Source organism: Paenibacillus sp. FSL H3-0457 (genome assembly GCF_037981725.1).
Taxonomy (GTDB): Bacteria; Bacillota; Bacilli; order Paenibacillales; family Paenibacillaceae; genus Paenibacillus; species Paenibacillus amylolyticus.
Genome location: NZ_CP150283.1, coordinates 5,562,266 through 5,587,138, shown reverse-complemented (window position 1 = coordinate 5,587,138; position 24,873 = coordinate 5,562,266). Strand labels below are relative to the sequence as shown.

The window sequence follows — 24,873 nt, the reverse complement described above, 5'->3', positions numbered from 1 at the left end:
GTTGTCCGGGACACCGCTTTTGATTGATATCAGCTTAATCCGTTCGGACGGTGAGGGGTGTCTGAACGTTTTGTTACCATTAGGATGAGTACATTATAAGTTGAACTACAATAAAATAAGATTTTACAGGCCTACAGCTTGATACGCTTTGGTAATAGCAGTAGCTTCAGCGGAAGTTGCTCCGTACAGATCTTTGGCTGCTTGAATGGTAGCTGTTTTGGCAGCGGCAAATTTGGACGTTGGTGTCAGGTAGTTCACCAGTGTGCTGTAGAAAATCTGGATCGCTTTATCCCGACCGATTCCGGTAACAGTCACACCATTATGTGTTCCGCCTTGAGCAGCAAGGAAATAGGCTTTATTGATGATACCACTGTTGATATGGACACCGCCGTTGTCCTGTGAGCCTGTGTAGCGATCGCTGTATTTGTCAGGTTGACCATACAATGTAGGGTTGGAGAGGGAGCGCAGCGCATCTCCTGGAGTGTTAGGTGTGTAGATATCATCACCGAGCAGCCAGTTTTTGCTTTGGATCGTATTACCGAAAATATCGGCAAAGGCTTCATTGAGTGCGCCTGGTTCATTGCGATATTCCAGGTTGGCTGTATATTCAATAACACCATGCGTCAATTCATGGCCCACAACATCCAGATCACCTGACAGGGATCGGAACATCGTTCCATCGCCGTCACCAAAGACAATCTGTGCCCCGTTCCAGAAGGCGTTATTGTAATTGGAGCCGTAGTGCACGGTTGATCTGATCAACAATCCGTTACCATTAATACCGTTACGGTTGAATTTGTTTTTGTAGAAATCATACGTAGCAGCCGCATGAGCATGAGCATCTACACCTGCACGATCGGTCCATACATTATCCGAATCTGTAAGCAAGCTACCAGGCAGTGAGGAGCCATTGTTCGCCGTGTACGTTTGGATGCCATTGCCGCGAGTGGTGTCTTTCAGTTGGAAGGTGCTACCGGATTGGGTGGTTGTCAGGGTTTTGGTATCTCCAAGCACACCTGTACCTGTTCCAGTAGCGAAGTTAATGAGGTCAAACTGGGATACGATACTGCCATCCACTGCGTTAATGAAATATTTGGTCCGTAGAGGGGCAGGTTCCAGTACGTTTACTTCCGTAATGTAAACCAGATATGTCTGACCATCTTCTTCATGATGATAGATGTTCAATTCAGCTTGAGGCGTGATTTCCGCGGCACCAAGCTCTCCAATCCGGGAGGTTGCTTCTTCGGTTGCAATCTGGATCGCGTCTTCTCCGCTGATCTCGGCTACACCATCATTCGGAATGGCCTGCTCTTCAATCGGTGGAAGATCGCCAAGTGCGGAGCTCACGGCTCCGGTTTTGTCCAGGTGGACCGTCTGTTCTGCACCATAAACCGGGATACCTTTAATATACTGTTTCAGGCGGAAGTGTCTTACGCCAGATGTATCTGTGTTTCTTTTGACAATTTTGAGCTGGGATTTCACATCGGTATTCAGAAATTGTTCCTGCTGTCCAAGATAATTAAAGATAGTGTCATCTGTTCCACTGTTCAATGGAATACCCTCCTCAGAGGCATAAGGGGCCTGAAGTGGAATGGATTGATCAGACACTGGAGCTGCAGTAGCAGAGGACACGGAAGCGAGCAAAAGAGCTCCTCCAAGAATTGTTGGCATAACTTTGGCGAATTTCATAGTAAACTCTCCCATTCTTAAACTTATTTTTGGTTGGAAAATGTTCATGCCAGTCTCGGTTGGAATTCCGTCTGCAACTTGGGCAGCGCGGAGCGTGGGGCTAAACCTGAAGCGTGGAATGAGACAAGAAACGATTGGAACAAAATCGGCTTGGCCTTAGCTCGGGAAGTGTTAAGCACGACACCAAACAAAAAGGATAACCGTTTATTCAGTTCAACCCGAAGGTTTAATCGTCTATTGTGTTCCTCTTTCAGAAAGCCGGGGGTTGTCCAATTGCGCAGGTAGAAGATACGTTCACGGAAAACTGGGGTGTTCAATCCGGGTTTGCGTAAATGACAAAGGCAGTGTGTTCTGAACGGCATCACTCCTCTCAAGAGTAGAATGTATCTGCTTAACAAGTTCTGTGAATGAGGTCATAATCTAATCAACCTAAGGTCAATAAACTGATTTAAAAAATATATGGGAACTTATGTTCACCACAAGGTTATTTTTGTAAATAAAACTGCTTGGAACGTATATTATCACAATGTAAAACTTTGGAAAAGATACAATTTTAGATTTTTGTTAAATTTGTGTCTGAAGTAGGGGAGAGGTAGCGTTTTTCACATATTTTGACGTATTTTGTCTAAAAGCAAGGCCTGTACCCTCGTGTTCACAGGGAGAACCTGCTTAGTGCAAGGACAAACGCCGTTTCCACTGCTCCACGAATACATAGAATAACGTGTACTCCCTTGGCATGCCGATGATCGAATGCGGGAGGTGAAACTGTTGCGCAAAACCCGTACCACAGCACGTTATGCAACCCGAACCAATGTGACACGAAGAAAAACAGTGCTGAAGAAACGAAGATGGAAGTCTGGACACAAAAAGGGTACAAAGGCCTATACGTTCGTTATTCCATCCAAACAGCTGATGTCACAGGCTAAGGATGGAGTAGAGAATGGAGCGGAAAATGGCATGAGTGATGCTCCTTCACACAGGGGGGGTTCTCAGCGACCGATGCTCTCGGTTATTATCCCTGCTATGAATGAGGAGAAAAGGATTGGTGCAGTTGTCCGTGAAGCGCTGCGGATATGCCGCGATGCTGAAGTGCTTGTCATTGTGAATGGTTCTACAGACGGTACTGCTAACGCAGCCAAACGGGCTGGAGCACGAGTGCTCACGTATCCCGAAGCACTGGGGCATGATGGAGGACGAAAAGTAGGCGCAGCGGAGGCGCGTGGTCAGGTATTGTTATTTACTGATGCAGATATCGCAATTCCCGCAGAGCATCTTGCACCTTACGTGAAGGCTGTGCTGAAGGGAACGGATGTGGCGCTTAACGACTACCATGGGCCGGTCACTCATCATCCCGTTCATCCCGTAGTGGAGGCCAAGCACATGTTGAACAGCATACTCGCAAGATCCGATCTCCGGGGGGCATCCATGACAGCTATTCCACATGCAATAAGCCGAAAAGGACTTGAGGTCATGGGGATATCCTCACTGGAAGTTCCGCCACTCGCACAAGCGAAGGCAGTGATCGGCGGACTTCGGGTACGCGCTGTTCATCACGTACCTGTGGGTAGAATGAATGCAGTACGAATCAAGAAGCGAAGCGGACCTGATCCGCTAAGTCAAGTGGTACTGAATGATCATATGGCAGCAATCAAGTGGATTACGGATACGCTCGGTCCCCGCGGAGGTTATACCGATCTGCAACGTGTTCGCAACCTGGCGAGGTAAGCATGTCGCATCGGATGATGCAGCATGCTGGAGGTGAGGAAATGAAGGGACGTTCAGGGGTTGTCCGCCGCAGGCGGACAACAAGTAGACCAACGACAGCAGGAAGAACAGTAATGAACAAGCGTCATAGGAACAAGAAACATGTAGATATTCAAAAAAAAAGAAGAAGCCGAGCAAAGTCTGGCCCAGTAAATCTGCACTTGATGTGGAAAGTGGGGCAAGTTGCAGGAAGCGAGGCAAAGGCAAACAACACAGTATCAGAAGAACATGCACGTCTCGTATGGAATGCACACGCGGCGAACATTGCGGAGCTAAGCAACTTCGAGCTAGCTCTGAAGGCAGGTAAGGCATTTATGCAGGGTTATGCTCAGGCCTCGGGGCATTCATTCCAGATCGTGCCGCTATCTCTTCGTCATTCGGCTGCTGCTGTTGTCTGTGCCTGTAATGAGGAACACACACTGGGGCAGGTGTTATTGCAACTAAAGCGGTTGCCTCTGACGGATATTATTGTGGTACTGAATGGAACGACAGATGACAGTTTGAAGCAGGTACTAAGGCAGCCGGGACTTACAGTAATCTATGAACCGGATCGGGCAGGACATGATGTGGGCCGGGCACTTGGAGCCAAGATGACGGATGCGGAGACGGTACTTTTTGTGGATGGAGATATGGTCGTCTCGGCTGAACAGCTTGCACCCTTTCTGTTCGCGGTTGATCGAGGACAGGATGTGGCGTTGAATAATCTGACGTCTTTGCTTCCTGCGTTTGCAGGGCAGGATGAGGTAAGCCGGATCAAAGCATATCTGAACCGAACATTAGGCAGGGCAGATCTTGGTTCCAATTCCATGACAGCCGTGCCTCATGCATTATCTCGTCGTATGATTCAGACCGTGAAGCCAGCATCACTGGCCGTTCCACCTAAGGCACAAAGTCTAGCTATTCAGCATGGAATGAACGTCTCGGCACCAAGTCAGGTGGATGTTATTCGTTCCAATCGGTTGCGTCCTGGTAACACGGGAAGTGGGAATGATGTCGCCAAATTGATCATCGGGGATCATCTGGAGGCACTGGCTACATTGCTGGGTACAGGTTGGAATCCAGCCCAGGCACATACACTCTCCCGTGTAGAAGTGGCCTACAGGAGGAACGCCTAATGACACTGACGAGTATGATTATCCCAACTTACAATGGTCTGGATCTGATCAGGCCCTGCATCGATGCCATACGTCAATACTCGGGCGCTCCTGCGTCATATGAAATTATCGTGGTAGATAACGGTTCGACGGATGGAACGGCTGAATATTGTGCGCTGGAGCGAATTCGATTTGTAAGGTTCCCGGACAACCGGGGGTTTCCGGCAGCGTGTAACGCTGGACTTCGTGCAGCTTGCGGGGATGAGCTGTTGCTGTTGAACAATGATGTTACGGTCACGCCCCGTTGGCTGGAGAACCTGCGAACGGCTCTGTACAGTGACGCAAGTATTGGGATCACGGGGCCTGTTACGAATTATGCAAGCGGCATCCAGCAGATTAAACTGCAGTTTCGGGATATGGAACATTTTCAGGAGTTGGCCAATTCCAATAATGTTGTGGATTCTTCAAGGTGGAAGGAAGTACGCCGGATCGTCGGTCTGTGCATGCTGATGAAACGAGATGTGGTGGAATCGGTTGGACTGCTTGACGAGGCATATTCTCCGGGACACTATGAGGATGACGATTATTGTTATAGAGCAAGATTGCAGGGATACCGCCTGCTGGTATGTGGAGATGTTCTCGTGCATCATCAGGGAAGTGCCAGCTTCCAGAAGACAGATCCGGTAGCGTGGAAACAGCTGCTTGAGCGTAATCGTTCGATTTTTATGAACAAATGGCATGTCGATCCGCTTGAATATATGGACATATCCGATGAAGGAGGGAACGTGGAATGAAAGGTGTAATTCTTGCCGGCGGAACAGGAACTAGACTGTATCCGCTGACCCGGCTCATTAACAAACATCTGCTTCCAGTCGGTAAACATCCGATGATTATGTATGGCATCGACAGGCTCCGCCAGGCAGGCATTGATGAACTATTGATTGTGATCAACAAACATTCCGCCGGGTTATATACAGAGTATCTTGGTGGCGGAGCAGATCATGGGGTCAAGTTGACTTATCGCATTCAGGAAAAGGCAGGCGGGATTGCGGAAGCATTGGATCTGGCAACTTCTTTTATTCTTCCTGGCGAAAAATTCGTTGTGCTTCTCGGTGATAATCTCTTCAGCGATGATCTGAAGCCTTATGTGGACCGTTACATGCAGCAACCTGCTGGTACAGCGCGAGTTCTGCTCAAAGAGGTGGATGATGCACGACGTTACGGGGTGCCTGTTTTTGATCCAAAGCATCCTGAGCGAATCTCGTACATTGAGGAGAAGCCAAGCCAGCCGAAAACCTCTTATTGTGTGACGGGCATATACATGTATGATGATCATGTATTTAACCTGATTCGCAACATTGCGCCGTCTGCGCGCGGAGAACTTGAAATTACGGATGTGAATAATCACTACGCGTCTGCTGGCGGACTGGAATACGACATTTTGCAGAAATACTGGAGTGATGCAGGTACATTTGAATCGCTCCAGGAAGCAGCTGTCCGTATGAAAGGACAATTGCCCTAAAATATATGCGACTGATGCTGCCGCTGTGCGGTGCCCCATGGGAGCAGAACACTCTGCGCCGGAGCTGGAAGGATGCTCCGGCGCTTTGCGCAGCGACAATCCTCGTGCATGCCAAAGGAGGGAATGGCGTGAGAGTAGTGATACGCACCGGGGCCGCTAGGGCCTCCGTGTCGGGTAAGCCCCGGGGCATCCACCCGGCCGTATTTATGGGCAGTGGCACTCCGGCAGCAGCAGGTACAGGGTCTGCTGGAGTCAAAGGTGTGAAGTCAGGGAAACGTAGTACCCTGACCAAAGCGGGTACATCTGCAGGCGCAGCGCATAAAGCTGCTGCAAGGAAAGCGAGCAGCACAGGCAAAGCTGGCTCTGCGGGCGCGAGCAGAGCGGCAAGAGCCAGCCGCACCGGCAAAGGCAAAGCCGGCCTGCGCCGGGCCACTGCTGGGCGCAGGCCGGCATCAGCGCGGGGGCCGGCGTGCCGCTGCCCGCGCCAAGCAGCGCACGGCGATGCGCCGTGCGCCCTTGCCAGCACCGCAAGCCAGCACGCCACAGGCGATGCCTGCCAGCGGTGCTGGCCCCGCCCCGCGCCAGGCGACACACCCGAAGGGTGTCGCCCCCGCGGGGCGGGGAGGCGCTGCCGGCGCGAAGGGCTTGCCGCCTCCGCCCGCGGAGCACGCAGTGCAGGCGGAGGCTGTGCCCGGCGGCTACGCCGAGGGCTACCGCGACGGCGTATTCGCCGGCGGGGAGGCGCTGGTGGCGCAGCACATCCCGCCGGATCACATTCTGCCTGCCGTTGCGGCGGCAGATCTGATCGCGGCGGGATTCCGCCAATACGCGCCCAGCCTGGCCCGGCTGTCCAGCCCTCATGAGATGGCTGGACACATCACGGCGGCGCTGGATGCGCAGCGCCCCTTGTCTGTCGTTCGCCTCGGAGATGGCGAACTGCTCACGCTGGCAGCCGATACGGTGCTGCCAGGTCAGGAAGTGCAGGAGCTGGCACCGTTTCTGCCCTATGCAGGGGTGCCATGCTCAACCCCCGACATCCGCGCGATGCTTGCGGAAGCCATACAGGCCGCCGACTGGGTTGGCGTGCCGATCTCGCGGGCGCCGACATTCCAGGGGCTGTTATTCCCGGTATTGCGCCACTTCGGGATTGACTGGTCCCGGCTGAAATTGACCAGTTCCACGATCAATTACAGTCTGCATCAGTCCGGTCTGGTGTTGCCCTTGCTGCAAGGACGGCGGGTTCTGCTCATAGGCAGCCAGGCACCAGAGCTTGCGGCACTGCTGCATAGCAGAGGGATTCATGTCACAGGCATCATTGGTTCTGTGGCAGGAGTCATGGATATTCCGAGGGTGATGCAGCAAACCGCAGAACATGCTTTTGATATCGCGTTGGTGGCGGCGGGAATTCCGGCGGTCATTCTGTGTCGGCGAATTGCAGGTGAGCTCGGCAAGGTTGCTCTGGATTTTGGACATTTGGCTGACAAACTGGTAACAGGAGAACTTCAACTCTAGTGGACCGTCCGAGGGCTGGTCATGTGTGTGTTAGCCTCACGGACAAGTGGAAATGGAGGGAGCAACATGAGCACACCCGATCAACAGCGCGGGGAAAAACGTCATAGCCGCAGCAACAAGATTAAGGCTCGAAACGTCGTCCGTCGAAAGGGTCACAGTCATCTGAACATCATTCCAAATATCAGCACTCACAGTGACAACAGCCGCAGTGAAAACAACAGGAATGGCAGCATAAGCAACGAAAAAAAAGCGGCCCGCCGTGCCACACAGCACGATGTCTCGCGATCTGACATGGCAGTCCTGCATGCAGCAGGTCGTCGCTCAATACGGAAATCCAGACGTAAAGGCAAAAGCAGGCGCACACCCAAAGGTGCCAGGCTCTACAAACAGGGGTATACCAGAGGATACAACGAAGGTGTTCGCCAGGGACAGAGCTCGTTTGGTCTTGTATTTGAAGGGGTCAGCATCATTATTCCCACGTACAATCAGCGGGAGTATGTGCTGAAGTGTGTGTCCAGTATCGAGAAGCATACCCCTGCTCCCTACGAAATCATCGTCGTGGATAATGCCTCCAAGGATGGAACTGCCGAGGCCATGCTCCGCAAAGGCGGTATGGTGAGGGTAGCTGCCCTGGATAAGAACGGGGGGTTTGCCGGAGGTGTCAATCATGGGCTGATGATGGCGAGAGGACGACATATCATCGTGTTGAACAACGATACGCTCGTTACTCCAGGCTGGCTGGATAACATGATGACTTGTCTTGCCAGTGATCCGAAGATTGGTGTGGTGGGTCCGGTGACCAACTATATTGGCGGGGATCAGCAGATTCAGGTTCCGTACCGTGAGGTAGAAGAGATGTGGCCTTTTGCCGCCACACATAATCGTCCGGATGCAGACAAACATCGAATAACCGATCGCTTGGTCGGATTCTGCTGGCTGTTCTCACGGGAGCTGCTGGAACGGGTAGGTTATCTGGACGAAGGGTACGCGGTGGGCAATTTTGAAGATGACGATTGGATCATCCGGGTGAAGCTGGCAGGATACCAGCTTGCGGTAGCCGGGGATGCTTTTATCCACCACTTCGGAAGTGTCAGTATGAAAGCCTTGGGTGAGCAAGACTTTGCTGTAGTGAATAAGGATAACGAGCAGTTTTATAGCCAAAAGTGGGGAGATCCCCATGCGCTGGTTGCCGAAACCTGCCGCTTGGCTAGACAACTAACCTCTGGTACCCCATCCGTTCAACAAGAGGAGGGTGATACCAACCCAATGGATCCGCGTCAGCGAATCTCAACGCAGGGCAGCCAAGATCCGACATTACAGTTCAGAAACAGTTATGACTTCTACCCGGAAGGTTCGTTCCTGTCCGATGCCAAAGGAGATGTCTATACTTTAACAGGCGGTCGGCGGCGGAAGCTGAATATCCCTGTACCGCGTGGAATATCTCCTGTTCAGGTTGCCAAACCGGACCTGCTCGCCATTCCTGCCGGAGAAGCACTGATATCAGCGGGGGACGTGCAAGGATGGCCGAGGGAATCACAACAGGTGCATACGACAGCGGTTCATGGTTCTCACCATGGATGGGCAGAAGGAAGTATTGTTGCCGCAGTGGATGCACCCGAGATTCGATATCAGATCAGCGGAGACAAGCGGAGACGATTTGTATCGGTCTATGCGGCAGAACGTTGGGGGGTACATTCTGGTCATATTATCAGCGTGTCTGCGGACCAACTGAATGCGATGGAAGAAGGCTGGCCCATTATCGCCCCACCTCAGCTCTTGAACCCCGATCTGTAATGTCAGGCGATCTGTTTATGCGAATCAGCAGCATGATGCGGAATGGAAAATGTAGCGGTACCCTGTGTAATCGCTCTGATTCATTCCGCATCCGAATATTACATATGAGTTGGTAGCTAGACTACTGAAGCAGTGCGATTCATTCCTGTAAAATAAGCCATCTTTCAAATTTATAATTTAATCTTTCTATTTGGTTATAGGTTTATTCTATTAGCAGATCCATTGACGCAGGAAGGGCACAGGAGTACATTTAGAGCCATAATTCTTATTTAACAGATGGGAATTAAAGGTCTAGGGCGTTCATATTCAATCGCACAGATCTTGATCTTAAAACTAATCAGGAGGTATGTCGATGTCATCATCAACCAAAAAAGTCGTGCTGTGGAGCAAAACAGGCTGTCATTTCTGCGGGGAAGTGAAAGCATTTCTGACAGAGCGAAACCAGCCTTTTGAGAACATTGAAGTGCAGGGCAATGACGTGCTGCGTGATGTGCTTGAAGCAAAATATGGCATTCGGCATGTACCTGTCATTGAAGTGGGAGGGGACGGCAAGTTTGAAGCCTTGCTGGAACCTGATCTGGAGAAGCTGGCTGAACTTCTGGCACGAGCGGACGAAGCGGCAGCAGTCTAACGGGAGTTGATATATACCTTTGGAGCAAGCCGTTCCGGTTGCTGCATGATGCAAGATCGCATTTGTACAGCAGCCGGAACGTTCAATAAGTTATAGCTCTCTTGGGATGTAAATGGTCTTATTTACATCTTCAATGTTCATATAGAAAAAATCTATTAGTCACGCTGTTGACCCTTTTACGGGGCAGTGATAAGATTTGTGAAATTAAAACAAACCAAACTCATAGGAATAGTTAACTTTTAAGTTATTTCGCATACGTAATCAGTTCAGTTGGCCCTTGATCATTCTTTTGAAGATTCTAATCCAAGGAAGGCGGAGTGCATATGACAGCGAAACGCAGTTTGAAATTTGGAGCCATTATTCATGGGGTTGGAGGAAGCAACACCACATGGAGACACCCGGAGGTTCTGTCGGATGCCAGCGTTAACTTTGGATTCTACAAACGTCAGGCACTGAAAGCGGAGGAAGGCAAGTTCGATCTGGTCTTTATCGCAGACGGTCTGTATATTACCGAGAAATCCATTCCGCATTTCCTCAATCGCTTCGAACCAATCAGTATTCTCTCCGCTTTGGCTGCCGTTACTTCACATATTGGACTGGTAGGCACCCTCTCGACATCCTATAGTGATCCGTTCACCGTAGCCAGACAGTTCGGTTCCCTCGATCAGATCAGTGATGGCCGTGCAGGCTGGAACGTCGTGACTTCTCCGCTGGAAGGTACAGCGAAGAACTATAGTAAGAGCAGTCACCCTTCGCATCCGGAACGTTATCGCATTGCCGCGGAATATTTACAGGTAACCAAAGGGTTGTGGGACTCTTGGGAAGATGATGCCTTTGTGAGAGACAAAGAGAGCGGTGTATTCTTCGATCCATCCAAGCTGCACACGCTTAATCATGAAGGAGAGTTTTTCTCCGTACAAGGTCCGCTCAATATTGCCCGTTCACGGCAAGGACAGCCGGTGATTTTCCAGGCAGGTTCATCGGAAGATGGCAAAACGCTGGCGGCGCAAGAAGCGGATGCTGTCTTTACTGGACACGATACGATTGAAGATGCACAGGCATTTTATAAGGATGTGAAAACACGAGCGGCTTCCTATGGACGTTCTGCACAGGATATTGTTATTCTGCCAGGCATCAATCCTATTGTTGGACGGACGGAAGAGGAAGCTGAACAGAAATATCAGGAGATCGCAAGTCTGGTTACCATTGATAAAGCGCTGGATTACCTGGGACGTTTCTTCGAACACCATGATTTCTCCCAATATCCGCTGGATGAACCGTTCCCGGAGCTGAATGGCATTGGAAGCAACAGCTTCCGCAGTGGAACCGACAAGATCAAGAAGGATGCCAAAGAGCAAGGATTGACGTTGCGTGAAGTGGCTCTGCGGGCAGCAACACCGCGTAGCAAATTCCTGGGCACACCGGAGCAGGTTGCTGACAAGATTCAGGAATGGTTCGAGACGGAAGCGGCGGATGGTTTCATTATTGCTTCGGAGCTGCCAAGTGGATTGTCTGATTTTGTGGAACTGGTTGTTCCGATTCTGCAAGAACGCGGTTTGTATCGTACGGAATATGAACACGATACATTGCGAGGTAACCTTGGCGTGCAAATTCCGGTTAACCGTTATACGGCTGCGAAGGAGCAAGTTGTATCTGATTTGGCATAACGGATAGGGAGCGAACGAGCATCTGATTTTGTCTGGCTGTTTTCTCCAACCGGTAATAAAATCAATTACTACGTTTCGTACTGCTTTAAAACCGACTTAACTCATAGGGTATATAGAGTATTGGTATAAACATTAATTTAATGACACCTGTATACACAGAGGGGGAAGCGATATGAACAGGTCTATCTCATGGATGAAATATATGGCATTGGCAGCAGTATTGGTGATGGTATTATCCGGTTGCGGAGCGGCGGGAGGCAGCACGAACAGTACGGCACAGGCATCAGGCGGGGGGCAGGCCGGGCAAGCTGAAGGAGGCAACCTGACTTTTGCACTCGCCACTTCACCGGATACGCTTGACCCTCATCGTAGTGGGCTTGCCGTAACGGTGCGTGCCATCCGGACGATCTACGACAATCTGGTCGTGCAGCTACCTGATGGTTCCATCAAACCTTGGCTTGCCACGGAATGGAGCGTATCCAAAGACGGCAAAAGTTATACGTTCAAGCTGCGTGAAGGCGTGAAGTTCCATGATGGTACACCGTTTAATGCGGAAGCCGTGAAATACAATCTGGACCGGGTGATTGATCCGGCCACCAAAGCTGCCAATTCTCTGGCCCTGATTAGACCCTATAGCTCCTCCGAAGTCATTGATGAATATACCATCAAGGTAAATCTGGAATCACCATCGCAAGCCTTTCTTGGCAACTTGAGCCAGGCACTTCTGGGGATCGTATCCCCTACAGCTGCTCAAAAATATGGTGACCAGCTAGGTAAAAATCCGGTGGGCACAGGTCCGTATACCTTTGTGAAATGGGATGAAAATGCGGATATCGTCGTTGCCAAAAACAAGGATTACAACTGGGGACCTGAGACGGTTGAAAATAAAGCTGCACCACATGTGGATACGATCACATTCAAAATTGTACCGGAAGAAGCAACGCGTATCGGAAGTGTACAGAGTAGTCAGGTACTCGCTGCCGAGACGGTTCCACCGCAAAATATCGCTGCATTAAAAAACGATCCGAACCAGCAATTGTTACAGGCCAACACGGTTGGACTGCCATACACACTCTTTTTCAATCTGCGCAAAGCGCCTTGGGATGATGTGAAAGTAAGGCAGGCGGTACAATCCGCCGTAGATGTAGAATCGATTGTCAAAACATTGTATCTGGGCAACTACGAACGAGCGTGGTCCGCACTGTCTCCTGGAATCCTGGGTTATGATGCATCGCTGGAAGGAAGCATCAACCCGGACATCAACAAAGCCAATCAGCTGCTCGATGAACAAGGCTGGGTGAAAGGCGCTGACGGAATTCGTGCCAAAGACGGCCAGAAACTGACCCTGCGTTATGTCGATGGTTCGCCCAATCGGGAGAAACGCAATGACATTGCCGCCATTATCCAACAACAGTTGAAACAGGTTGGCATTGCTGTTGAAGTCGAGATTACAAAAGATATCGCAACAGTCATCTATCAGAACTGGGATTATGATCTCTATGGCAACAGTCAGGTCAATTCTGATCCTAATGCCTTGTACGCTTTCTATCATACGAGTGCAGAGGGCGAGCGCCCGACATTGTCCGGTTTGTCTGATCCAAAGATCGATGAACTGTTAGAGCAGGGAGCGGTCGAGACGGATCCTGATAAACGTGTGGAGATCTACAATCAGATCCAACAATACCTGATTGAGCAAGCGGTAATTCTGCCGATCTATGTATTCCCGTATACCGTCGCAGCATCCAAAAAGGTCGAAGGCATCAAGTTTGATTCACTGGGGTATCCACTCTTTAACGACGTCCGCATTCAGCCCTAACATGAACGGCCAATCCAGATTGAGGAAGGAGATATCCCGGTATGGTTCAAACGATACTGTCACGACTCGCAACATCGCTTCTGGTTATTTTCGGAGCTTCGGTGCTGGTGTACTGCATCATGTATCTTCTGCCGGGTGATCCGGTTTTGCTCATGCTGGACCCGTCCTCGGCTACCCCGGAGATGATCGAGAATCTGCGGGTTCAGCTTGGACTGGATCAGCCGTTTTACATCCAGTTTGCGAACTATTTCGGTGATATGCTGCGTGGGGATTTCGGTAAATCAATGATCAATTCAGATCCGGTTTTGCCAAAAATATTGGAACATTTCCCAGCCACACTGGCTTTGACCGCACTCAGCTCAATCATTGCCATCACGATTGGAATTACACTTGGTGTATTGTCTGCGATTCATCGCAATGGTGTGATTGATTTCGTTGCCCGGCTCGTTGGACTGTTTGGCATTTCCATGCCAACCTTCTGGACGGGGATTCTGCTCATCCTGTTATTCTCGGTACAGCTTGGCTGGTTCCCGGCGATGGGGTCCGACGGGTTCAGCTCACTGGTTCTTCCGGCAGCCACGCTGGGTCTTGTGGGTGCAGGGTTTATCGTACGGATGGTGCGTAACAGCATGCTGGAAGTGATCAATGAACCGTTTATCGTAGCGTTACGGGCCAAAGGACTTTCGGAACGTGCCATCATGTATGGTCATGCACTGCGTAATGCGCTTATTCCTGCAGTAACGGTAATCGGCATGCTGATCGGTGATCTGCTTGCGGGAACCGTTGTGGTGGAGACCGTCTTCTCCAGACAGGGGATCGGCCGAATTATTGCGGATGCGCTAATGGCCAAGGATCTGCCAGTGGTGCAAGGGGTTGTTTTCTTTACATCCATTATCTATGTGGTCTTGAATTTGCTGGTGGACATCTCGTATTCGTACATCGATCCCCGGGTTCGGCGTGCAGTCCGAACATAATATTGGATAGAACAGTCAGAAGTGTCCTGACGCGGAGTATGAAAGGAGGAGTTGTTGCTCATGAGCATGAAACATTTGGCTGGTGACAAAAAAGCATGGGCCGGCAGTGTAGGACGTATCCATCTGTGGAATCGCCGCCCTTGGCGTTATCGCGTCTCATTCGCGGTATCCCGATTATTCTTTTATGCAGCATTGCTGGTGGTGGTGTTTACCGTGGCATGTGCGATTGTACCGGGCTGGATTGCGCCCTATGATCCAACTCAGATGATGACGGATGCCATTCTGCAGGCTCCTTCTGCTGCGCATCTGTTCGGGACGGACTATTTTGGCAGGGATATCTTCAGTGTAGTTGTGCATGGAAGCAGGGATTCGCTGCTCATTGGTTTTGCTTCCGTTCTTGTGGGCGGTGTTGTCGGTAGTGCTCTTGGTATTATCTCGGGTTATGCCGGAGGAATTGTTGATACCATCACGATGCGGGCAGTCGATATTCTGATGGCTGTACCCGGCGTACTCCTTGCATTGTCTGTTGCAGCTGCTCTCGGGCCAGGACTGATGAACATTGCACTGGCTGTTGCGGTTTCCTCCATTCCGGGCTACGCACGGGTGATGCGTGGGCAGGTCATATCAGTTAAAGGTCTGCCTTTCATTACAGCGACACGTTCACTGGGCGGTTCCAATACACGTATTTTCTGGAAACATGTACTGCCACATTCGTTGTCACCCCTGCTGGTCATGGCTACGCTGGGCGTAGGGACATCGATCCTTACGGGCTCCGGACTCAGTTTTCTGGGACTTGGGGTGTTGAAGGAAATTCCGGATTGGGGCGCATTGCTCTCACAAGGTAGAGGTTATCTGACGGTTGCCTGGTGGATCTGTACGTTCCCGGGTCTGGCGATCACGTTGTTTGTACTGGCGGTTAATCTGATTGGAGACGATATTCGCGATCGGCTGGACCCCAAAGTAAAAGGAGCGGCTTGACCGCTATTCCAAAATATAAGAATTTATAAGTTTCACCCTATCCATTTTTATATTTCACTGCGAAACGGTAGCTGTGCCACCAGAGGACGGCGACAGCCGTTTACGCTTGAGGAGGAGAAATTCATGTCACATGTTGTCATTATTGCCGGATCACCTTCCAAACGTTCGCGATTGACAGGTCTGACGGATTACAGCAGCCAAAAATTAACGGAGGCAGGCATCACCGTTGAAGTCATTCACGTTGTGGATCTGCCCGCTGAGGATCTGGTGCAAGCCCGGTTTGACAGCTCATTCATTCGTGATGCACTTGCTGTCGTGGAAGCGGCGGATGCAGTTATTGTGGCAACACCGGTATACAAGGCATCGTACTCGGGAGTGCTCAAGCTGTTCCTGGATCTGATTCCGCAAGAAGGGTTGCGGGGCAAGTTGACACTTCCGCTCGTTATCGGTGGCTCTATAGCTCATCTACTCGCGATTGATTATGCATTGAAGCCTGTTCTGGCAGCCCTTGGTGGAAGACATATCTTGGGTGGCGTGTATGCTGTGGATCAGGGAATTGAACGATTGGATGATGGAAAATTTGTACTCTCGGCAGATGTGACTACACGTTTAGATCGCTCGCTGGATGAATTGATATTGACACTGGAAAAGGATGGGATTACGATATCATAAAACCAAGTAAGTGTATTGGATAAATCAATATAAGATCAAACGTCTGCGGACGTGGATACGGAGGCGCTCATGAATATCGAGAATATTGAAGCATTTGTATATATCAATCATTATGGAAGCTTCAATAAGGCTGCCGAAGTACTCTTCTTGTCCCAACCTTCGGTCACAGCTCGCATTCAGTCAATGGAAAGGGAGCTGGGCTGCAAGTTGTTTGATCGGCTTGGCAAACAAATTGTGCTGACAGATGAAGGTCGGAAATTCCTGCCATATGCGCAGCAAGTACTGCAAGTGATTCAGAAGGGCAAGCAGAAGATTCAGCAACGGCGATCAACACCGGATGCTCTTCGACTTGGTAGTACAGTATCGGTATCCAACTATGTCATTCCCGATTTTTTACCCAAGATCAAGGAAGCTTACCCCGAAATTAATATCAAATTGACGACCGCAACGACGGATCAGCTGATTGCCAAACTGCTTGTTCAGGAGATCGATCTTGCTTTTGTGCGCAAGGTCATGCATCCTGCGATCCGTACGGTTGCTTTTTATGAAGATCCGATTCAGCTCTATGTGTACAAAGGGCATCCATTCATTGAGAGCGGGCATGTCAGCATGGAAGCTATCCGGAATGAGCAACTGGTCTTTTTTGAATGTGGTTCACTGGACTGGCTTCGCATTCACCGGGCTTTCGACTCGCTGGAACATCCGCCGAATATTACATACCATGTCGATAATTCGGAGACGGCGAAGAAACTGGTTATGCAAGGGGCAGGCATTGCCTTTCTCCCGGGACTTACGGTGAAGAAGGAAGTGCAGAATCAGGAGCTGTTCCCCATTCAGGTACATGAGGTAGCAGGTGTATCGTTGCAGATCAGCGTCGTTACTTTAAAAGAAGAATATTCGCCATTGGCAGAGCCCTTCGGGGAACTGCTGCGGCAACTATAAAGCGTCTAACGTTGAATCTGACTTTTACACCAAAACGGAGAGTGCAGAACCAATCTGAAGAAGCGAAGCGTGCGCATTTATCAACAGATTTTTCCCTTGAACCAAGGGAGTAAAGAAAATCTGGGGATAAGAGTGATCGGAAGATGGTACTGCAATCGGAGTGATAAAGTGTAACATCTCCAGCTCAACTTAATAGTGATTCAAGAACAGCGGTTCAGCACAATCAAGGAGGAGAAGGATATGAGTATTCGTGTTGGCATTTTGGATCAGACTCCCATCTATGAAGGGGAAACGGCGGTGGATGCTTTTCGGCATACGATTGAGCTGGCACAGCGGGCAGAGCAGCTTGGATTCCATCGGTTCTGGGTGTCGGAGCACCATGATTCAGGGCATGTTGCAGGTTCCTCCCCGGAAGTACTCATCTCCCACTTGCTTGCGCATACAAAGCGGATTCGGCTGGGGTCTGGCGGAGTAATGCTCCAGCATTATAGTCCATACAAAGTCGCCGAGAATTTCAATATCCTCGCCGCGCTCGGACCAGGAAGAGTTGACCTGGGAATCGGTCGTGCACCAGGCGGGTTACCACGTTCGACACAGGCGTTGCAGGAAGGTATTCAGGAAGCCTCATCTCTGAAGGAGAAAATTGTTCAGGTGAAACGATACATCCACAATGAGCCGCTTGAAGATCAGTCGCATCCACTTGCAGGTCTCAGCGCTTCGCCAGTGTCGGACATTCCAGCGGAGCTGTACGTACTTGGAGCAAGTGTCGATAGTGCGGGCATGGCTGCGGAACTGGGACTCCCATATGTCTTTTCACTGTTCATTAACAGTAATATAGAGGTAGCGCTTCAAGCGATCCGTGTATATCGTGAACAATTTGATCGTTCCCAGGGACGAGAGCCCTACGCTGCACTAGCCATATCGTTAATTGTGGCCGAGAGTGAGGAGGAAGCGGAAGGACTTGCGAGCGAGCATATGCTGGTGAAGATCCATCTGGAGAGTGGGAAAGTACTCACTGTCGGTTCTGTGGAACAGGCGGAAGAATTCGGCCGTCAATCAAACGAAACCTATCGGATCGAGATTTTGGAGCCAAGTGTGACCCGGGGTACGAAGGAAAGCGTAGGTCAGGCGTTGCTGAAGTTCCAGCAGGAATTTGCTGTGGAAGAGTTCATTGTGACTACAGCTACACGGGACTTTACCAAGCGAATTCGTTCATTCGAATTGTTGCGTGAGATTCTGGCAGAGCAGGGACTCAGTGAATTTGCACTGGAATCCAAGGAAGAAGCAGCAATCGGATAGAAGTAGGCAGTTAATATAACAGTGAATATATACGAATGGGAGGCCATGTGATGAAAAGTGATCTGGAACAGCCCAAGCAGCATTCTGACCAACAAGTACAGGGCCCCGAGCATGAACTTCACGGTGAACGGGCGGAAGAATTCGTGGAAAGATTAATCACCATTCGGCGACATCTGCATCGTAACCCGGAATTGTCCGGCGAGGAAAAGGAGACGACGGCAGCCATTCGCAGTTGGCTGGAAGAGGAAGGCGTCCATATTGCAGACGAATATGCGCTACGGACAGGGCTTGTCGCTGAAGTGGGTCAAGGGGACGGTCCTGTTGTCGCCCTAAGAGCAGATATTGATGCGCTGCCCATTCAGGAAGAGACAAAGCTGGAATTTGCCTCCCAGGTAGATGGAAAGATGCACGCATGCGGACATGACGCACACACGGCAATTCTGATCGGTGCTGCACGATTACTGAAACAGCGCCAGTCCATTCTACCGGGTAAAGTACGATTGATATTCCAGCCATCGGAGGAAAAAGCAACGGGTGCTCGGCAAGTGATCCAGAGCGGCGCATTATCCGATGTTCGGGCCGTATTTGGTTTGCATAACAAGCCTGATCTCCAGGTAGGTACGGTGGGCATTCGGGAAGGCGCATTGATGGCAGCAGCAGACGGTTTTGTTGTCAAAGTGGAAGGTGTAGGCACCCATGCAGCCGTGCCGGAAGCAGGCATTGATCCAATCGTGGTTGCTGCACATATTGTTACGGCATTACAGGCCATTGTGAGCCGTAATGTGGGGGCACAGGAGAGTGCTGTAATCAGTGTCACCAAGCTCCACAGCGGCACAGCCTGGAACGTTATTCCGGATGAAGCGATCCTTGATGGCACAGTGCGTACCTTTGATGAGAAAGTGCGTGCACGGATTCGCGAACGTTTCAATCAGGTAGTCGCCGGTGTGGCGGCAGCCTATGGCACACGGGCTACGGTCCGTTGGATTCAGGGACCACCTGCCGTGGTCAACGATGAAGCTCTGGCATCTGCGGCGGAGCAAGTTGCAAGTCAGATTGGGCTGAATAGCATCAGACCGCTGCCTTCTCCGGCAGGAGAGGACTTCTCTTTTTATCAAAAAGAAGTTCCCGGCCTGTTCCTCTTCCTGGGCACCTCTGGCCCGCATGAGTGGCATCACCCTGGCTTTGATGTGGATGAACGGGCTCTGTCGCTGGGAGCACATCTTCTGGCTGCACTGGCTGAGAGAGCACTGCACAATGTGCAAGCACATCAAGAGTGATGAGTACAGTGAATCACTGGATCATATCCAGATCGAAACGGTTCCGTTCGACGGCAACCGTTTTTCGTATTCCCTTTTTTAAGTGAGAACGGGGTAGGAACGACGAGTCGTTGAATCTTATCAGATGGTGTAGGTATGGCTAGGGCTGGCGCAGAAGCGTCAGCTCTGTTTGCGTTTTCTTACAGGAAGGGAAGCTAAAGATTTTATGAAATTTTATTTTTTTTAAATGGAAATATTTGTTGACGCTCCCCAAAAAGATGTGCTATATTTTTCTCGACCTTTTAATCGTAATAATTACTATTAGATAAAAAGAAGAACAGGAGTAGTCGCTGCGATGAAACAGGAGATCGATTTTATCAAGTTCAGTCCCACCCAAAACATGACGATTCTGGTTAAAACGGATCATGCAGCCGAGAAATACAATCATATTGCAACTCGTCTAATGTCGTATGATAACGTTTACGCTGAACAAGTGGGATTCATTGAACCAACGAGGAGACCGGAAGCTGCTGCCCGTCTGGAAATGGCCGGAGGAGAGTTCTGTGGCAATGCCTGTATGGCACTTGCAGCACACCACGCATCTGAAGCAGGACTGGCACATCAGGAGTCTATGGACATCATGCTGGAGGTTTCCGGAACCGATCAATTGATCATGTGCCATGTGAAGAAGCAGCAGAACGAATATGACTGTCAGGTAACCATGCCGATACCAAAGCAGATCGAACAACGAACAATCCGATACGAAGGCATCGAGCTCGATATGGTGATCATCCGGTACGCTGAGTTCATCCATATCGTGATCGAAGTTGATGACTTTGACGATACGATGAAGAAGAGGGCACAGACCCTTGCAAGATTACTGGGATTAACCCTGGGAGATAAGCTGATCGGTATCTTGTTATATCAATCACACTTGGAAGAAATGGCCCCACTCATCTATGTTCCGGAGCTGGATAGTCTGATCTGGGAGAGAGGGTGTGGTTCGGGTACGGCCTCCGTCGGAGCGTATCTCGCATGGAGCCAGCAGAGGCAGATTACGCAGTACATCAAGCAGCCTGGTGGTGCGATCAAAGTGGTAGCCCAGTGGAATGGCGCAGAACTTGGGAGTATTACGATTGAGGGATCTGTTGGCATCGTGGCTCAGGGCAAAGCCTTCATAGATGCTCCAGCAGAATGGAGCGTTGTAAACGCATGAGGTACATGATACATGATCGAGACAACGTATAGGGGGAAAAGAAATGATCACATTGGTCCATTTTCAGACATGTTTGAGTGAATTTGCAGAGAAATTCGATAAGCTCGCGAGCAAGTATGATCATACGATTCAGCATAGTGCAGAGCTGGAGGCTGTGATCAATGACTATTCCCGCTTTGTGACTGATCAGGACAATAAGGCAGCCTGGGAACAGTTGGAGCATTCGGAGCTGGAAGAACTGGATTCGCTTGTATGGCAGTTAAGAAATAAATCCGCCCAGTGTGTGGCGATCATGGAGAAATATCGTGCATTAAAGTTAGAAAACGGGGATGTTCAGATTGCCGATTATTTCAAAAATATAGAAGAGTGTATCGATAAAGAATTCGGCAGCTTCCATGTCACCTCCGATTCCAACGTATTGTTGGTAGGCTCCGGTTCCTTCCCCATGACACCATTACTCATCGCCAAGCGAACAGGTGCACAGGTTGTCGGGATCGATATTGACGAAGAGTCCATTACACTCGGGCGAAAAGTAGTGGAGACACTGGGAACGGACTTGAAGATTCGTTTGGAGTCAACATTGCTTGAGGATCTGGATTATACCAGGGAAGCAACCCATATCATTTTCAGCTCTACGGTGGCCCCTAAATATGATCTGCTCGATCAACTGCATGCCCTGACGAATGCGCAGGTGGTTGTAGCTATGAGATACGGTGACCAGTTGAAGTCCTTGTTCAATTATCCGATGAGAGCGACGGATAGCAGCAAGTGGAAGCTGGTGGACCAGATCCTGCGCCCGGATGATGTGTTTGATATTGCGTTGTATCAAAAAGCATAGGTATGCAAGTGCATCCAAGTGTGTCCAAATGGATTACAGATGGAACATTGAATTAAGGAGGCTTATATGAGCAATATTCAGCGAATTCTGATACTCGGAACCGGACCTGCATCCATTCAGCTTGCGGTAACGCTCAAAGATCATCTCAACTGCTGTATAGGCATTACGGGGAGACAATCGGTTCGTTCAGCGTCCGTATTCTCAGCCCTCGAACAGAGCAATGGGCGTATTCAGGTCAGCATTCAAAATGAGAAACATCAATCGCTCGCAGGTGAGTGTTTCGTTGATCATGTGTTCAAGGGATATGACACCATTGAGGGGGAATGGGACACACTCATTTTGGCGGTTACGACCGATGCTTATATCGATGTATTGGAACAAATGAATGATGAATTCATCAAACAACTGAAATGTATAATTTTGATTTCTCCAACGTTTGGGTCCAATCGACTGGTAACCCATTATATGAGAGAGCGGAATGCAGCGCCGGAAGTGATCAGTTTCTCTACCTACCTCGGAGATACTCGTTGGATGCACGAACATCCCTCGAATCATGTGATTACTACAGGGGTTAAGAAAAAGGTTTATATCGGTTCCACTCTTTACCCGTCTGAACAGGTGAGTAAGCTACGCCAAGGTTATGAGCGTTTGGGTGTTGCGCTGGAAGTGATGCGATCCCCACTGGAGGCGGAAACGAGAAATATTTCGTTGTACGTGCATCCACCTTTGTTCATGAACGACTTCTCATTAGAAGCCATCTTTGGAGCATCGAATATTCAGAAATACATATACAAGATGTATCCTGAGGGTCCGATTACACAAGTTTTAATACGGGAAATGCGGGCACAGTGGCAGGAGATTATGAATATTACGGACCGACTCCATATCCAGGGAGTTAACCTGCTTCAATTCATGACGGATGACAACTATCCGGTTCGATTAGAGAGTATATCACGCCAGGATATCGAGGATTTTAATCAGCTGCAGGTCATTCATCAAGAGTATTTATTATACATACGGTACACCTCATTATTGATTGATCCATTCTCGGAACCCGATTCGGAAGGGAAATATTTCGACTTTTCAGCAGTCCCATTCCGTCAAACGTTCATGAACCGCGAAGGAGAACTGGACATCCCCCGTATGCCCAAGGAAGATTACTACCGCATCAAAATCATTCAGGGCATAGCCAGACATCTCGATGTGAGCTGTCCAACGATTGATCAATTTATCGCCAGATTTGAAGCGAAGCTTCAGGAAGTGGCTGACGCACATTCGGATCAACCCTTGTCCGATGCCTTTGTGATCCAATCCTTTGACGAGGATATCCGCATGATCTGCACCGGACTTTCAAGGGTCTAATTACATTTAAATAATGCAAATCAAATTTTGTTTTACACAGTAACGGAGGGGGCAGAAAGAACCTGAAGAAGCGAAGCGTTCGCCTTTATCACCGGATTTTCTCTTTGGAAAAGAGATCAAAAAAATCTGGGGATAACAGCGATCGGAAGGTTGTTCTGACCACGTAGTGGTCTTGTGTAACGTTTGAATTTTAATTTGCTCATCAGGAGGAAATGTTGTGAAAAAGGGTCTTACTTTTACATCCATACTATTGCTGGTGTCTGCCATTGCGCTGCTCGCCGGATGCGGACAGAGCCCAAAAGAGACAGAGAGCGCCCAAACGGAGCCTGCCAATAGCCAAGTACAAACAGAACTTATCTATGCTTCTGCCAAAGATATTAATGATATGAACCCTCATCTGTACACAGGCTCCATGCCAGCACAAGGGATGGTATATGAGTCTCTGGTGGAAAACACGCCTGACGGAATCAAGCCATTGCTGGCTGAATCATGGGATATTTCCGAGGATGGCAAGACCTATACTTTTCATCTGCGACAAGATGTGAAATTCCATGATGGAGAGCCATTCAACGCAGAGGCGGTTAAACAAAATATCGATGCAGTACAGGCGAATGCCGAAAAACATGCCTGGATCAAGCTGTCTACCAAAATCACAAGTGTAAAAGTTATAGATGAGCATACGGTGGAGCTGACGCTGTCGGAAGCCTATTATCCGGCACTGGTGGAATTGTCCATGACAAGACCTTACGTCTTCATATCACCCAAGGATTTTAAGGATGGCGGAACCAAAGACGGAGTAAGTGGTTTCCACGGTACAGGACCTTACAAGCTTACTGCTCATAAAGTCGAAGAGAATGCCACGTTTGAAGCCAATGAAGACTATTGGGGTGGTGCACCTGCAATCAAGAAAATCACATCCAAGGTTCTTCCCGCAGGTGAAACGACATTCCTGGCATTGCAAAAAGGAGAGATCAACTTTGTGTTCACCGATGACCGGGGAGCAGATAGTATCGATGTCGAGGCCATGGACCAATTAGCTGAATCTGGTGATTATCAAGTGGTTCGAAGTGAAGCGATGAACACCAATATGATCGTAGCCAATAGCAGTCGCGAGAATAGTCCGGTTCAGGAAACGGCAGTGCGGGAAGCGCTATGGGTGGGCATTGATCGGGAAACGATCAGTAAAGATATTTTCAACGGAACGCAGACTGTAGCGGACACGCTATTTTCAGCCAATGTCAATTACGCCAAGGTGGATCTTAAGAAACGGGAGTATGATCCGGAAATGGCTAAAAATCTTCTGGAGCAAGCTGGCTGGACATTGGCAGATGGTAAAGTGGTGAGAACGAAGAACGGTCAGCCTTTGGCCATGAAACTATACTATGACAGCAACTCGTCTTCACAGAAAATACAGGCTGAATTGATCCAGTATTCGATGAAAGAACTGGGTGTTCAGCTTGAAATCGTGGGCGAAGAATCCACTTCTATTGCGAATCGGAGAGCCACCGGGGAATATGATCTGCTCTTTAATCAAACCTGGGGACTGGCTTATGATCCACAGAGTACCATTGCTGCATTTACATCAGATTCGGCATACAAGCATACAACAAGCGGAATTGCCCAAGCAGATGAATTGTACAAAAAAATTGATGCGGTCATGGTCTCCACGGATGAGGCTTCACGCCAATCCCTATATGCCGACATTATGAAGATTGTCCATGATGAAGCAGTCTTCATCCCGATTACCAACGGACGTGTTACCGTAGTCGCTCCCGAGAATCTTAATGGAATCTCATTCAAGCAGACCCAATATGAACTACCTTTTGAAAAAATGAATTTTAAATAGA

Annotated in this window: 20 protein-coding genes; 19 read left to right on the top strand and 1 reads right to left on the bottom strand. The window is 49.5% G+C overall.

Translation table 11 applies throughout. From position 1 onward, the window contains the following. Nucleotides 1-123 precede the first annotated feature (123 nt). The gene (locus MHH25_RS24845; protein ID WP_340018442.1) at nt 124-1,689 is read right to left on the bottom strand and encodes a M4 family metallopeptidase; all 1,566 of its coding nucleotides are present in this window, start codon (nt 1,687-1,689) and stop codon (nt 124-126) included. Nucleotides 1,690-2,457: 768 nt separating this feature from the next. Between MHH25_RS24845 and MHH25_RS24840 the strand changes: the two genes are divergently transcribed. From MHH25_RS24840 to nikA, 19 genes are all read left to right on the top strand, one after another. Continuing rightward, nucleotides 2,458-3,414 (top strand): glycosyltransferase, encoded by a 957-nt coding sequence (locus MHH25_RS24840; RefSeq protein ID WP_053061417.1) that lies wholly within the window; start codon nt 2,458-2,460, stop codon nt 3,412-3,414. A 41-nt stretch (nt 3,415-3,455) separates the two neighbouring features. After that, nucleotides 3,456-4,568 (top strand): glycosyltransferase family A protein, encoded by a 1,113-nt coding sequence (locus tag MHH25_RS24835; RefSeq protein ID WP_340018441.1) that lies wholly within the window; start codon nt 3,456-3,458, stop codon nt 4,566-4,568. After that, nucleotides 4,568-5,341, top strand: a complete 774-nt coding sequence (locus MHH25_RS24830) for a glycosyltransferase family 2 protein (RefSeq protein ID WP_101314238.1) — start codon at nt 4,568-4,570, stop codon at nt 5,339-5,341. Before MHH25_RS24835 ends, MHH25_RS24830 begins: the two co-directional genes overlap by 1 nt. Continuing rightward, nucleotides 5,338-6,069 carry a sugar phosphate nucleotidyltransferase gene (locus MHH25_RS24825; RefSeq protein WP_036605812.1) on the top strand — a complete coding sequence of 244 codons (732 nt, stop codon included), beginning with the start codon at nt 5,338-5,340 and terminating at the stop codon, nt 6,067-6,069. Before MHH25_RS24830 ends, MHH25_RS24825 begins: the two co-directional genes overlap by 4 nt. A 501-nt stretch (nt 6,070-6,570) precedes the next feature. Next, the gene (locus MHH25_RS24820; RefSeq protein ID WP_340018440.1) at nt 6,571-7,581 is read left to right on the top strand and encodes a GT-D fold domain-containing glycosyltransferase; all 1,011 of its coding nucleotides are present in this window, start codon (nt 6,571-6,573) and stop codon (nt 7,579-7,581) included. A 66-nt stretch (nt 7,582-7,647) separates the two neighbouring features. Next, entirely contained in the window at nt 7,648-9,375 is a 1,728-nt protein-coding gene (locus MHH25_RS24815) for a glycosyltransferase family 2 protein (protein ID WP_340018439.1), read from the top strand. A gap of 352 nt (nt 9,376-9,727) precedes the next feature. Further along, nucleotides 9,728-10,006 carry a glutaredoxin family protein gene (locus MHH25_RS24810; protein WP_036605813.1) on the top strand — a complete coding sequence of 93 codons (279 nt, stop codon included), beginning with the start codon at nt 9,728-9,730 and terminating at the stop codon, nt 10,004-10,006. 323 nt (nt 10,007-10,329) lie between these two features. Next, complete coding sequence (locus MHH25_RS24805; RefSeq protein WP_340018438.1) at nt 10,330-11,673, top strand: LLM class flavin-dependent oxidoreductase; 1,344 nt, start codon at nt 10,330-10,332, stop codon at nt 11,671-11,673. 172 nt (nt 11,674-11,845) lie between these two features. Further along, complete coding sequence (locus MHH25_RS24800) at nt 11,846-13,489, top strand: ABC transporter substrate-binding protein (protein WP_340018437.1); 1,644 nt, start codon at nt 11,846-11,848, stop codon at nt 13,487-13,489. Nucleotides 13,490-13,530: 41 nt separating this feature from the next. After that, nucleotides 13,531-14,463 carry an ABC transporter permease gene (locus MHH25_RS24795; protein WP_036605816.1) on the top strand — a complete coding sequence of 311 codons (933 nt, stop codon included), beginning with the start codon at nt 13,531-13,533 and terminating at the stop codon, nt 14,461-14,463. A gap of 60 nt (nt 14,464-14,523) precedes the next feature. After that, nucleotides 14,524-15,441 (top strand): ABC transporter permease, encoded by a 918-nt coding sequence (locus MHH25_RS24790; RefSeq protein ID WP_340018436.1) that lies wholly within the window; start codon nt 14,524-14,526, stop codon nt 15,439-15,441. 123 nt (nt 15,442-15,564) lie between these two features. Then, nucleotides 15,565-16,113 carry an NADPH-dependent FMN reductase gene (gene ssuE / locus MHH25_RS24785; protein ID WP_036605818.1) on the top strand — a complete coding sequence of 183 codons (549 nt, stop codon included), beginning with the start codon at nt 15,565-15,567 and terminating at the stop codon, nt 16,111-16,113. Nucleotides 16,114-16,182: 69 nt separating this feature from the next. After that, a complete protein-coding gene (locus MHH25_RS24780) occupies nt 16,183-17,055 on the top strand; it encodes a LysR family transcriptional regulator (protein ID WP_340018435.1) in 873 nt (290 codons plus the stop codon). A 240-nt stretch (nt 17,056-17,295) separates the two neighbouring features. Next, nucleotides 17,296-18,354: an LLM class flavin-dependent oxidoreductase gene (locus tag MHH25_RS24775; protein WP_340018434.1), complete on the top strand. Its 1,059-nt coding sequence runs from the start codon at nt 17,296-17,298 to the stop codon at nt 18,352-18,354. A 50-nt stretch (nt 18,355-18,404) separates the two neighbouring features. Continuing rightward, nucleotides 18,405-19,631, top strand: coding sequence for an amidohydrolase (locus MHH25_RS24770; RefSeq protein ID WP_340018433.1), 1,227 nt, complete (start codon nt 18,405-18,407; stop codon nt 19,629-19,631). Nucleotides 19,632-19,965: 334 nt separating this feature from the next. Then, nucleotides 19,966-20,826, top strand: coding sequence for a diaminopimelate epimerase (locus MHH25_RS24765; RefSeq protein ID WP_076319774.1), 861 nt, complete (start codon nt 19,966-19,968; stop codon nt 20,824-20,826). Between the two features lie 43 nt (nt 20,827-20,869). Continuing rightward, nucleotides 20,870-21,664 carry an SAM-dependent methyltransferase gene (locus MHH25_RS24760; protein WP_340018432.1) on the top strand — a complete coding sequence of 265 codons (795 nt, stop codon included), beginning with the start codon at nt 20,870-20,872 and terminating at the stop codon, nt 21,662-21,664. Between the two features lie 66 nt (nt 21,665-21,730). Continuing rightward, entirely contained in the window at nt 21,731-23,026 is a 1,296-nt protein-coding gene (locus tag MHH25_RS24755) for an opine metallophore biosynthesis dehydrogenase (RefSeq protein ID WP_340018431.1), read from the top strand. A 217-nt stretch (nt 23,027-23,243) separates the two neighbouring features. Next, nucleotides 23,244-24,872, top strand: a complete 1,629-nt coding sequence (gene nikA, locus MHH25_RS24750; protein ID WP_340018430.1) for a nickel ABC transporter substrate-binding protein — start codon at nt 23,244-23,246, stop codon at nt 24,870-24,872. Nucleotide 24,873: the final 1 nt, after the last annotated feature.